11 protein-coding genes and 1 pseudogene are annotated in these 11,702 nt (G+C 70.1%); 10 read left to right on the top strand and 2 right to left on the bottom strand.

Annotated features, from left to right (window positions below; translation table 11 throughout):
• The 3 genes from BZY54_RS25235 to BZY54_RS25225 all read left to right on the top strand — a co-directional run.
• A partial coding sequence (locus tag BZY54_RS25235; RefSeq protein ID WP_086727620.1) for a site-2 protease family protein occupies positions 1-1,182 on the top strand: 1,182 nt, incomplete at its 5' end.
• Positions 1,183-1,235: 53 nt separating this feature from the next.
• Positions 1,236-2,138, top strand: a complete 903-nt coding sequence (locus tag BZY54_RS25230) for a tRNA (adenine-N1)-methyltransferase (RefSeq protein WP_030179604.1) — start codon at positions 1,236-1,238, stop codon at positions 2,136-2,138.
• 194 nt (positions 2,139-2,332) lie between these two features.
• The gene (locus tag BZY54_RS25225; RefSeq protein ID WP_086727619.1) at positions 2,333-2,908 is read left to right on the top strand and encodes a hypothetical protein; all 576 of its coding nucleotides are present in this window, start codon (positions 2,333-2,335) and stop codon (positions 2,906-2,908) included.
• A 58-nt stretch (positions 2,909-2,966) separates the two neighbouring features.
• Here the strand turns inward: BZY54_RS25225 and BZY54_RS25220 are convergent, their stop codons facing one another.
• Entirely contained in the window at positions 2,967-3,272 is a 306-nt protein-coding gene (locus tag BZY54_RS25220; RefSeq protein ID WP_086727618.1) for a ferredoxin, read from the bottom strand.
• A gap of 242 nt (positions 3,273-3,514) precedes the next feature.
• On the opposite strand from BZY54_RS25220, the gene arc reads away from it, so the two are divergent.
• The 6 genes and pseudogenes from arc to prcA all read left to right on the top strand — a co-directional run bounded on the left by arc (position 3,515) and on the right by prcA (position 9,396).
• On the top strand, positions 3,515-5,281 hold the full coding sequence (gene arc / locus BZY54_RS25210; protein WP_086727616.1) for a proteasome ATPase: 1,767 nt from the start codon (positions 3,515-3,517) through the stop codon (positions 5,279-5,281).
• Positions 5,282-5,516: 235 nt separating this feature from the next.
• On the top strand, positions 5,517-7,028 hold the full coding sequence (gene dop / locus BZY54_RS25205) for a depupylase/deamidase Dop (protein WP_341868706.1): 1,512 nt from the start codon (positions 5,517-5,519) through the stop codon (positions 7,026-7,028).
• Between the two features lie 181 nt (positions 7,029-7,209).
• Positions 7,210-7,428 (top strand): ubiquitin-like protein Pup, encoded by a 219-nt coding sequence (locus tag BZY54_RS25200; protein WP_086727614.1) that lies wholly within the window; start codon positions 7,210-7,212, stop codon positions 7,426-7,428.
• Between the two features lie 169 nt (positions 7,429-7,597).
• Positions 7,598-7,789 (top strand): annotated as a pseudogene (locus BZY54_RS25195) (endonuclease domain-containing protein); the annotation flags it as partial.
• Complete coding sequence (prcB, locus tag BZY54_RS25190; RefSeq protein WP_086727613.1) at positions 7,741-8,586, top strand: proteasome subunit beta; 846 nt, start codon at positions 7,741-7,743, stop codon at positions 8,584-8,586. The pseudogene BZY54_RS25195 and the gene prcB, both read left to right, overlap by 49 nt.
• A 60-nt stretch (positions 8,587-8,646) precedes the next feature.
• Positions 8,647-9,396, top strand: a complete 750-nt coding sequence (gene prcA, locus BZY54_RS25185) for a proteasome subunit alpha (RefSeq protein WP_086727612.1) — start codon at positions 8,647-8,649, stop codon at positions 9,394-9,396.
• 78 nt (positions 9,397-9,474) lie between these two features.
• On the opposite strand, the gene BZY54_RS25180 is transcribed toward prcA, so the two are convergent.
• Positions 9,475-10,491 carry a LacI family DNA-binding transcriptional regulator gene (locus tag BZY54_RS25180; RefSeq protein WP_086727611.1) on the bottom strand — a complete coding sequence of 339 codons (1,017 nt, stop codon included), beginning with the start codon at positions 10,489-10,491 and terminating at the stop codon, positions 9,475-9,477.
• A gap of 136 nt (positions 10,492-10,627) precedes the next feature.
• Here BZY54_RS25180 and BZY54_RS25175 point away from each other — a divergent pair.
• On the top strand, positions 10,628-11,702 hold a 1,075-nt coding region (locus tag BZY54_RS25175), incomplete at its 3' end, for an MFS transporter (protein ID WP_086727610.1).

Raw genomic sequence — 11,702 nt, 5'->3', positions numbered from 1 at the left:
CGGCCGCCGCGGCGGCCGCGGGAGCCCGGGGGCGGCCTGCTCATGGGGCGCCCCTTCGGCGTACCCGTGTACGTGGGGCCCAGCTGGTTCCTCGTCGCCGCGCTGATCACCTGGGTGTTCGGCGGCCAGCTGGACCGCGTGCTGCCCGAGCTCGGCGCCGCCCGCTACCTCGTCTCCCTCTTCTTCGCGGTCGCCTTCTACGGCTCCGTCCTCGTGCACGAACTCGCCCACACCATCGCCGCCCTCCGCTTCAAGCTCCCGGTGCGCCGCATCCAGCTGCAGTTCTTCGGCGGTGTCTCCGAGATCGAGAAGGAGGCAGAGACCCCCGGCCGGGAGTTCGTCCTGGCCTTCGTCGGCCCCCTGCTCTCCCTGGTCCTCGCCGGCGTCTTCTACCTCGCGCTCCAGCCCGTCGAACGCGGCACGGTCCTCGGTGTGCTGCTGGCCGCCCTGATGGTCTCCAACCTCATCGTCGCCGCGTTCAACCTGCTGCCCGGCCTGCCCCTGGACGGCGGCCGCATGCTCCGCGCCGTCGTCTGGAAGATCACCGGCCGGCCGATGAGCGGCACCGTCGCCGCCGCCTGGGTCGGCCGGCTCCTCGCGGTCTCCGTCCTCATCGGCCTGCCCCTGCTCACCCAGTCCGGCGCGCTCGGCTCCACCGCCGAGGACAGCGTCGGCATGGACACCGTCACCGACGCCCTGCTCGCCGCCATCATCGCCGCGATCATCTGGACCGGTGCAGGGAACAGCCTGCGCATGGCCCGCCTGCGCGAACACCTCCCCGAACTGCGGGCCCGCACCCTCACCCGGCGCGCGGTCCCGGTCGAGACCAACACCTCCCTCGCCGAGGCCCTGCGCCGCGCCAACGCCGCCGGCGCCCGCGCCCTCGTCGTCGTCGACGGCCACGGCGAGCCCCTCTCCCTGGTCCGCGAGTCCGCCATCGTCGGCGTCCCGGAACACCGCCGCCCCTGGGTCTACGCCAGCGAGCTCGCCCAGGACCTCACCGACGGCATGCGCGTCTCCGCCGAGCTGGCCGGCGAGGAGCTCCTGGACGTGCTCCGCGCCACCCCGGCGACCGAGTACCTCGTGGTGGAGGAGAGCGGAGAGATCTACGGCGTGCTGTCCGCCGCCGACGTCGAGCGGGCCTTCGTGAAGGCCATGGCGCGGCCGTCCGCGTCCGCCTAGACGGTGCTGCTCGTGTGGTCGGCGGGCCCTTCGGGGACCGGTAGGCTGGTCACATGTCCGAACCGACCGGTGCCGCCCGCCGCCGCGGGCCCTTCAAGGTCGGGGACCAGGTACAGCTGACCGACCCCAAGGGCCGCCACTACACGTTCACGCTCGAGGCCGGGAAGAACTTCCACACCCACAAGGGTTCCTTCCCGCACGACGAACTGATCGGCGCACCCGAGGGCAGCGTTGTCCGCACCACCGGCAACGTCGCCTACCTCGCGCTGCGTCCCCTGCTCCCCGACTACGTCCTGTCCATGCCCCGCGGGGCAGCCGTCGTCTACCCCAAGGACGCGGGGCAGATCCTCGCCTTCGCCGACATCTTCCCCGGCGCCCGCGTCGTGGAGGCCGGCGTCGGCTCCGGTTCGCTCAGCAGCTTCCTGCTGCGCGCCATCGGCGACCAGGGCATGCTGCACAGCTACGAACGCCGCGCCGATTTCGCCGAGATCGCCCAGGCGAACGTCGAGCGCTACTTCGGCGGCCCCCACCCCGCCTGGCAGCTCACCGTCGGCGACCTCCAGGACAACCTGTCCGACACCGACGTCGACCGCGTCATCCTCGACATGCTCGCCCCCTGGGAGTGCCTGGAGGCCGTCTCCAAGGCGCTCGTCCCCGGCGGCATCCTGTGCTGCTACGTGGCCACCACCACCCAGCTCGCGCGGACCGTGGAGTCCATCCGCGAGATCGGCTGCTTCAACGAGCCGACCGCCTGGGAGACGATGATCCGCAACTGGCACATCGAGGGCCTCGCGGTCCGCCCCGACCACCGGATGATCGGGCACACCGGCTTCCTGCTCACCGCCCGCCGTCTCGCCGACGGCGTCGAGCCGCCCATGCGCCGCCGCCGCCCCGCCAAGGGCGCCTACGGCGAGGACTACGAGGGCCCCAACGCCGACGGAGGCACCGGCCGCTGACGCGGCCCGCCGCCACCGGCAACGAACGGGCGCCGTGGCGGAGTTCCCCATCCGAACCGGGAACTCCGCCACGGCGCCCTCGCGTTGGTCCCGTACCGGGGAGACGAGCACCCACCCCGCCGTTCCCCCGCACTGTGACGTGTGGCACGATGCTGGCCACCCCACCGGCACAGCCCTCACAGGAGACACTCCTAGTGCAGCACCTCGCCGTTCCGGAACTGGCACACACGCAGACCCGCCCCATCCACTGGATGGCCACCGCCACCGCCGTCGCCGGTGTGGTCGCCCTCTCCTCGGCCCTCCAGGGCTCCGCCACCGCCGCCCAGCCCGCCGCCACCCAGGCCAGGAGCGCCGCCGCGGCCGTCGCACCCCCCACCACCACCGGCGTGACCTTCCCCCTCCAGTGCGGACCCGTGAAGGCCGTCGTCGCGAAGAAGGCCTTCGGAGACCTCGACCACGACGGCCGCCCGGAGACGGTGGCCGTCGTGCACTGCGACGCCTCCATGGGCACCCCGCCCGACGGCGTCTACGTCCTCACCCGGGCCGAAGGCACCGGGGCACCGCGCGTGGTGGCCACCCTCGTCGATCCCAAGGACCGGTACACCGTCACGGACTTCGCCGTGCGGGCCGGCGAGGTCACCGCAACCCTCCTCGGCTACTCCTCGCCCGACGTGCCCAATTGCTGCCCCGACCTCAAGGACAGCGCGAAGTGGCAGTGGAAGAACGGCGCGTTCGTCCGGTCCACGCCCGCCCAGGCGCGCGGGGTCTGACGCCGCGCCCGCCGGGGTGTGAGAAATCAGACAGTAGTGACGGCAGGCGCTCGTGCGGTCACTCCGCGTCAGGTCCGTACATCTCGACCCTGTCCGAAACACGCCGCACATGGATGCACTCGCCCGGACACTCCCTCGCCGAGTCGACGACGTCCGTGAGAAGCGGCAGCGGCACGGGCGTTGCCGCTCCCTTCTCCTGCAGGAGCTCGTCGTCCGCGCTCTTCACGTAGGCCAGACCGTCGATGTCCAGCTCGAACACCTCCGGCGCGTACTGTGCGCAGATGCCATCACCGGTGCACAGGTCCTGGTCGATCCAGACCTCCAGCGCCTCGCCACCGTCCGCGGTCCGCTGCTGCACGTTCATCTCTCCTGCCGTTTACGTCGAGCCGGGCGGGAATCAGGCCAGCTCTGACGGGTGTTGAACATCTCGACCCTATCTCTGTTCGCTTTCCAATCATGTTCGGTGGGTATTCCCCTGGCGTGAGGGAGAGCGCAAGGGTGAAGATCGGACACACCCCGACCGTCTTTGTGATCTAGGGGTTTCAATCGACACCCACCCAGGTAGGGTCTGGAAGCGTCCAGCTCCCCTTGGAGGAGGTGAGGACCGTGGCAGCCCACGACGACGACATGAACCGCGGCATCCGCCCGGGACGAGGGTCCGACGACCCGGCCGGGCAGATCGCCTACCTTGAGCAGGAGATCGCCGTCCTGCGACGCAAGCTCGCCGACTCTCCGCGACACACGAGGATTCTCGAAGAGCGGATCGTCGAGCTGCAGACCAACCTGGCCGGCGTGTCCGCGCAGAACGAACGCCTCGCGAACACGCTCCGCGAGGCACGCGACCAGATCGTGGCCCTCAAGGAAGAGGTCGACCGGCTCGCCCAGCCGCCCGCCGGCTTCGGCGTGTTCCTGCAGGCCAACGAGGACGGCACCGCCGACATCTTCACCGGCGGCCGCAAGCTCAGGGTCAACGTCAGTCCCAGCGTCGAGCTCGACGAGCTCCGGCGCGGCCAGGAAGTGATGCTCAACGAAGCGCTCAACGTGGTCGAGGCCATGGAGTTCGAGCGGGTCGGGGACATCGTCACCCTCAAGGAGATCCTCGAGGACGGCGAGCGCGCCCTGGTGCTCGGGCACACCGACGAGGAACGGGTGGTACGGCTCGCCGAGCCGCTGCTGGACGTGACCATCCGCGCCGGTGACGCCCTCCTGCTCGAGCCCAGGTCCGGCTACGTCTACGAGGTCGTGCCCAAGAGCGAGGTCGAGGAACTCGTCCTCGAAGAGGTGCCCGACATCGGCTACGAGCAGATCGGCGGCCTCGGCAACCAGATCGAGATGATCCGCGACGCCGTCGAGCTGCCGTACCTCTACCCGGACCTGTTCAAGGAGCACGAACTGCGCCCGCCCAAGGGTGTGCTGCTCTACGGACCCCCCGGATGCGGCAAGACGCTCATCGCCAAGGCCGTCGCCAACTCGCTGGCCAAGAAGGTCGCCGAGGTCACCGGCCAGGCCGCCGGCAAGAGCTTCTTCCTCAACATCAAGGGCCCGGAGCTCCTGAACAAGTACGTCGGCGAGACCGAGCGGCAGATCCGCCTGGTCTTCCAGCGTGCCCGGGAGAAGGCCAGCGAGGGCACCCCCGTCATCGTCTTCTTCGACGAGATGGAGTCCCTCTTCCGCACCCGCGGCTCCGGCGTCAGCTCGGACGTGGAGAACACCATCGTCCCCCAGCTGCTCGCCGAGATCGACGGTGTGGAGGGCCTGCAGAACGTGGTCGTGATCGGCGCCTCCAACCGCGAGGACATGATCGATCCGGCCATCCTGCGCCCCGGCCGCCTCGATGTGAAGATCAAGATCGAGCGTCCGGACGCCGAGGCGGCCCAGGACATCTTCGGGAAGTACCTCACCGAGCGTCTTCCGCTGCACGCGGACGACCTCTCGGAACACGGCGGCGACAAGGACGCCACGGTCCAGGCCATGATCCAGACCGCGGTCGAGCAGATGTACGCCGAAACCGAGGAGAACCGCTTCCTGGAGGTCACCTACGCCAACGGCGACAAGGAAGTCCTCTACTTCAAGGACTTCAATTCCGGCGCCATGATCGAGAACATCGTCGGCCGCGCCAAGAAGATGGCGATCAAGGACTTCCTCGAGAAGAACCAGAAGGGCCTCCGCGTCTCCCACCTGCTCCAGGCATGCGTGGACGAGTTCAAGGAGAACGAGGACCTGCCCAACACCACCAACCCGGACGACTGGGCCCGGATCTCCGGAAAGAAGGGCGAGCGGATCGTCTACATCCGCACCCTCATCACCGGAAAGCAGGGCGCGGACACGGGACGCTCCATCGACACGGTGGCGAACACCGGACAGTACCTGTAAAAGCAGGGCGGCTGCGGGTGCCCTCAGCGGGTACCCGCAGCCGACTGTTTTTCGGGGGTCCACGCATGGAGCAGGCAATGACGCAAATGATCTCCCCACCAGCGCAAAGGCGTTCTAGGCTCTTTCGTACCGCCGGGTCGCGCAGTGCGGGGACGGGCACCGCACAGGCACCCGGGCACGAGCGGTACTTGAGCGCCGCCCACGACCGAGGGCGCCGCCGGGCAAGGAGGGCCGCATGACCGTACGGCGAGTAATGGGCATCGAGACGGAGTACGGGATCTCCGTCCCCGGTCACCCCAACGCCAATGCCATGCTCACCTCGTCCCAGATCGTCAACGCCTACGCGGCGGCGATGCACCGGGCCCGCCGGGCCCGCTGGGACTTCGAGGAGGAGAATCCGCTGCGGGACGCCCGCGGCTTCGACCTCGCCCGCGAGGCCGCCGACGCCAGTCAGCTCACGGACGAGGACATCGGCCTGGCCAACGTGATCTTGACCAATGGCGCGCGGCTCTACGTGGACCACGCCCACCCCGAGTACAGCGCCCCCGAGGTCACCAATCCGCGTGACGCCGTCCTGTGGGACAAGGCCGGCGAACGGATCATGGCCGAGGCCGCCGAACGCGCGGCCCAGCTGCCCGGCGCCCAGCCGATCCACCTCTACAAGAACAACACCGACAACAAGGGCGCCTCATACGGCACGCACGAGAACTACCTGATGAAGCGGGAAACCGCCTTCTCCGACATCGTGCGCCACCTCACGCCCTTCTTCGTCTCCCGCCAGGTCATCACCGGCGCCGGCCGCGTCGGCATCGGTCAGGACGGCCACGAACACGGCTTCCAGCTCAGCCAGCGCGCGGACTACTTCGAGGTCGAGGTAGGCCTGGAGACGACGCTGAAGCGCCCCATCATCAACACCCGCGACGAACCGCACGCCGACGCGGAGAAGTACCGCCGGCTGCACGTGATCATCGGCGACGCGAACCTCTCCGAGATCTCGACGTACCTCAAGCTGGGCACGACCGCCCTGGTCCTGTCCATGATCGAGGACGGCTTCATCGCGGTCGACCTGGCCGTCGACCAGCCCGTACGCACCCTCCACCAGGTCTCGCACGACCCGGGCCTGAAGCGCCTGATCACGCTCCGCAGTGGTCGCACACTCACCGCGGTACAGCTCCAGATGGAGTACTACGAGCTGTCCCGCAAGTACGTCGAGGAGCGCTTCGGGGCGGACGCCGACGAGCAGACCAAGGACGTCCTGTCCCGCTGGGAGGACACCCTCAACCGCCTGGAGAACGACCCCATGAGCCTGGCCGGCGAGCTGGACTGGGTCGCCAAGCGGGAGCTCATGGAGGGTTACCGGCGCCGCGACAGCCTCGACTGGGACGCCGCCCGCCTGCACCTGGTGGACCTGCAGTACGCGGACGTACGCCCCGAGAAGGGCCTGTACAACCGCCTGGCGGCCCGCGGGCGCATGAAGCGCCTGCTGGACGAGTCCGAGGTCGACCGGGCCCGTACGAAGCCGCCGGAGGACACCCGCGCCTACTTCCGCGGCCGCTGCCTGGAGCAGTACGCCGACGACGTGGCCGCGGCCTCCTGGGACTCGGTCATCTTCGACCTGCCGGGCCGGGACTCGCTCCAGCGGGTGCCGACCCTGGAACCGCTACGCGGAACGCGTAATCACGTCAAGGAGCTCCTGGACCGCTGCCGCACGGCGGAGGACCTGGTCAGGGTCCTGTCCGGGGGCTGAGCGGGTACCCGGACCGGACCGGCCGAGCAGGGTGGAAAACGCCGGGGCAGGGAATCATCGAGGTGGCCCCCGTACGTTGGACAGACTACGGGGCCGATGTCGGACCCGGCTTGTAGGGTCTGATCATCACCGATCGGCCGTAATGCCGACCATGTCGGGCGAACTGAGCGGGGTGAGGGTTATGGCAACGAAGGACACCGGCGGCGGCCAGCAGAAGGCCACGCACACGACCGAGGAGGTCGAGGAGCAGGCGCAGGACGCACAGGCCGCCGAGGACCTCAAGGAACGCCACGAGAAGCTGAGCGACGACGTGGACTCCGTCCTGGACGAGATCGACGACGTGCTCGAGGAGAACGCCGAGGACTTCGTGCGGTCATTCGTGCAAAAGGGCGGCCAGTAGGCCGCTTCCTCCTTCGAAACGAAGGATGGCGGGTGGAGTGGCGGCGGACGAGTAGGTTGACGAAGTGCTGCGTGCGGTGCGGTGAGGCCTCACCGCACGCAGCCTTCGCTTCCGGGCGGCGCCACGTCCGCGGGGGGTTCGGCGAGGGCTCCGTGTGAGCCGCCCGCAGGCTTCCGCCGTTCATGTGGATCACCGCCACAAGACGGGTAGGGTCCGTGGCGTACTGTGCTTCAACTGCAATTCCGGCCTCGGCCTGTTGCGGGACGATCCCGGAGCTGCGTACCGAGCTGCCGACTACCTGGAAGGAAACGCGTGGAAGCCAACACTCGTAGCACCGGGCGTCTACCAGCTGCCTTCCTGACGCCTGGGTCCTCCTCGTTCATGGACTTCCTCTCCGACCACCAGCCGGAGCTGCTGCCGGGCAATCGGCAGCTGCCGCCCACCCAGGGCGTGATCGAGGCGCCGCACGGCACCACCATCGTCGCCACGACGTTCCCGGGGGGCGTCGTGCTGGCCGGTGACCGGCGCGCGACCATGGGGAACGTCATCGCGCAGCGGGACATCGAGAAGGTGTTCCCGGCGGACGAGTACTCGGCCGTCGGCATCGCCGGCACGGCGGGTCTCGCCGTGGAGATGGTGAAGCTGTTCCAGCTGGAGCTGGAGCACTTCGAGAAGGTGGAGGGGACGCAGCTGTCGCTGGAGGGCAAGGCGAACCGGCTGTCGACCATGATCCGTTCCAATCTGGGCATGGCCATGCAGGGCCTGGCCGTGGTCCCGCTCTTCGCGGGCTACGACCTGGACCGCGAGAAGGGCCGGATCTTCTCCTACGACGTGACGGGCGGCCGCTCCGAGGAGCACGGCTTCGCGGCGACCGGCTCCGGCTCGATCTTCGCGCGCGGTGCCATGAAGAAGCTCTTCCGTGAGGACCTGACCGAGGCCGAGGCCACGACGCTCGTGGTGCAGGCCCTGTACGACGCGGCAGACGACGACTCGGCGACCGGTGGTCCCGATGTCGCCCGCCGGATCTATCCGATCGTCACCGTGATCACCGAGGACGGCTTCCGCCGGCTCACCGAGGACGAGTCCTCCGAGATCGCCCGTTCGGTGCTCCAGCGGCGTCTGGAGCAGCCCGACGGGCCCCGGGCCGCGCTGCTGTAGCCGGTGGCCGTTCTTGTCCAGGGTGATCCAGTGACTTCTACAGAAAGGGACGGATAACCGGTGTCGACGCCGTTCTATGTGTCACCCCAGCAGGCCATGGCCGACCGGGCGGAGTACGCCCGCAAGGGCATCGCCCGCGGTCGCAGCCTGGTAGTGCTGCAGTACGCCGACGGAATCGTGTTCGTCGGTGAGAATCCGTCCCGCGCGCTGCACAAGTTCAGCGAGATCTACGACCGGATCGGCTTCGCCGCGGCCGGCAAGTACAACGAGTACGAGAACCTGCGGATCGGCGGCGTGCGCTATGCCGACCTGCGGGGTTACACCTACGACCGGGACGACGTGACGGCCCGGGGACTCGCCAACGTCTACGCCCAGACGCTGGGCACCATCTTCTCCAGCGCGGCCGAGAAGCCGTACGAGGTGGAGCTGGTGGTCGCCGAGGTGGGGGAGACCCCGGAGGGCGACCAGATCTACCGGCTGCCGCACGACGGGTCGATCGTGGACGAGCACGGCTCGGTCGCGGTCGGCGGCAACGCCGAGCAGATCAGCAGCTATCTCGACCAGCGCCACCGGGACGGGATGACGCTGGCCGAGGCGCTCAAGCTGGCGGTGCAGGCCCTGTCCCGGGACACCAACGGCAGCGAGCGGGAGATCCCCGCCGAGCGCCTGGAGGTCGCGGTGCTGGACCGCACGCGGCCGCAGCAGCGCAAGTTCAGGCGCATCGTGGGGCGCCAGCTGGCCCGTCTGCTGGAGGGCGGCGGCGCGGACGTCTCCAAGGACGCCGACGACGAGGATTCCGCGGAGGAGTAGTCCGTCACCGTATGGCTTCGCCCCGCTCCCGGTGCCCCGGCCGGCGTCATGGACGTCACGGCCGGGGCACCGCGCGTCTCAGGAGGCGCTGGGAGGGCCCGTGGAGCCCCGTACCACCAGTTCGACCGGGATGTCCCCGCTGTCCGGCGTACGGCCCTCCAGGACCGCCAGCAGGGCATGCATGCCGCGCTCGCCGAACAGTTCCGCGTCCAGCCGCACGGTGGTCAGTTCGGGGTCGATGGCGGTGGCGAGGGCGAGGTCGTCGAGGCCGGTGACGGAGATGTCGTCGGGCACGCGCAGGCCGAGGCGTCGCAGGGCCTTGTAGGCGCCGGCGGCCAGCTTGTCGTCGTCGCACACCAGGGCGGTGGGGCGGGGCCCGGGGCCGCTCAGGGCGGTCTCCGTGGCGGCCCGGGCGTCCTCGATGGAGATGGGGGCGCGGGCGGTGCGGACGGATGTGCCCGGGACGGCGCCGACGCGTGCCGCGAGCTCCCGTGCCCGTACCTCGAAGGTCCAGGACGGCACGTCCGCCGCGAGGTGCAGGAAGCGCCGGTGGCCGAGGCCCAGCAGATGACCGGCGACCTGGCGAACGCCGTCGGCGATGTCCAGGTTCACCGTGGCGGCGCCGAGGCTGCCCTCGGGGTCGCTGTCCAGCATGACCAGGGGGAGCTGGTCGCCGCGGATGGCGCTCAGGGCGTCGGCGGCCATGGAGGAGGCGATCACGCCGTCCAATGCGGCCCGGGCGGAGGCGAAGGGGTTCTTCGCCGGGCCGATGCCCTCCGGGGAGGGGTAGAGGACGACGCCGAAGCCGTGTTCGGCGGCGACGCGGGCGGCGCCGGTGTAGACGCCGGCGAAGAACTCGGTGGTCAGGACGGGGACCACGAGGAGGACGGTGCGGGTGCGGCCGAGGCGCAGGTTGCGGGCGGCGAGGTTCGGCCGGTAGCCGAGGTCCCGGGCCGCCTGCCGTACCCGTTCGGCGGTGGCCTGCGAGACCCGGCCGCGCCATTTGTCGCCGAGGACGAGCGAGACGGCGGCCTGGGAGACGCCGGCGGCCTGGGCCACGTCACGGCTGGTGGGGCGCGTGCTTCCTCGTGCCACCGCGGGGCTGCTCCTCTTCGTCCGGTCGCTCGATGGTCCTCGTCCGGTTCATCCGGTCGTCTGGACCGGTGAACAGCGCACATGGTACGTATGACAGGCGACGTTATACGTAAAACTCAGCCTGGGAGGGCGTGCGATGGCCGCGGGATTCGCGGGGTACCTGGAGATCCTCGGGGCGCGGCACGCCGCCCGGCTGCTGGTGGGCACGCTGGTGGGACGGCTGCCGAACGCGACCGCGGCGATCGCGATCGTGCTGTTCGTGCGCGCGGAGGGCGGCACGTACAGCCTGGCGGGGGCGCTCGCGGCGGTGTACGGCGTGGCGAACGCGGTCGGCCAGCCCGTGCTGGGCCGGCTGGTGGACCTGCACGGGCAGCCCCGGGTGCAGCTGCCGGCCGCGCTCGCCTCGGCCCTGGCGATGACCGCCTTCGCCCTGACCGGCACCGAGCCGCCCGTGTTGGCCTGGGCGGCCGTGGCGGCGGCCGGGCTGTTCACTCCTCCGCTGGAGGGCGGGCTGCGTGCGCTGTGGCCGAGCGTCCTGCCCAGGGAGGGCCAGGTGCACACGGCGTACGCCATGGACGCGGTGGCCCAGGAAGTCATGTTCACCGTGGGGCCGTTGCTGGTGACGCTGTGCGTCGCCCTGTGGTCGGCGCAGGCGGCGCTGATCCTGCTGAACGTGGTCGGGGTGCTGGGCGCGCTGTCGGTGGTGGTCTCGCCGCCGTCGCGGGCGTGGCGTTCGGCGCCGCGTGAGGCGCACTGGCTCGGTGCGCTGCGCTCGCCGGGGCTGCTGGTCCTGCTGGGAGCGTTCCTGTTCGTCGGGGTCGCGCTGGGGTCCATCACGGTGGCGGCGGTGCCGTACGCGGACGGCCACGGCGGTGACGCGGTGTACGGCTGGCTGATGGCGGCGCTCGGCCTGGGCGCGCTGGCCGGCGGGGCGGTCTACGGGGCGCGGCAGTGGAGCGGTGTGCCCGAGCGGAGACTGCGGGTGCTGGTGGCCCTTCTGGCGGTGTGTTACCTGCCGCTGATGCTGATGCCCGGCGCGGTGGCCATGGTGGCGCTGACGGTGCTGTCCGGGGTGTTCCTGGCGCCGTGCATCGCCTGCGCGTTCATCATCGTGGACCGGCATGCGCCGAGCGGGACGGTCACCGAGGCTTTCTCCTGGCTTGTGACCACGTTCACAGTGGGGGCGTCCGTGGGTACGGGGGTGGCGGGGC

The organism is Streptomyces carpinensis, assembly GCF_002154505.1.
Classification (GTDB): domain Bacteria; phylum Actinomycetota; class Actinomycetes; order Streptomycetales; family Streptomycetaceae; genus Streptomyces; species Streptomyces carpinensis.
This window is presented reverse-complemented; position numbering and strand designations above follow the sequence as displayed.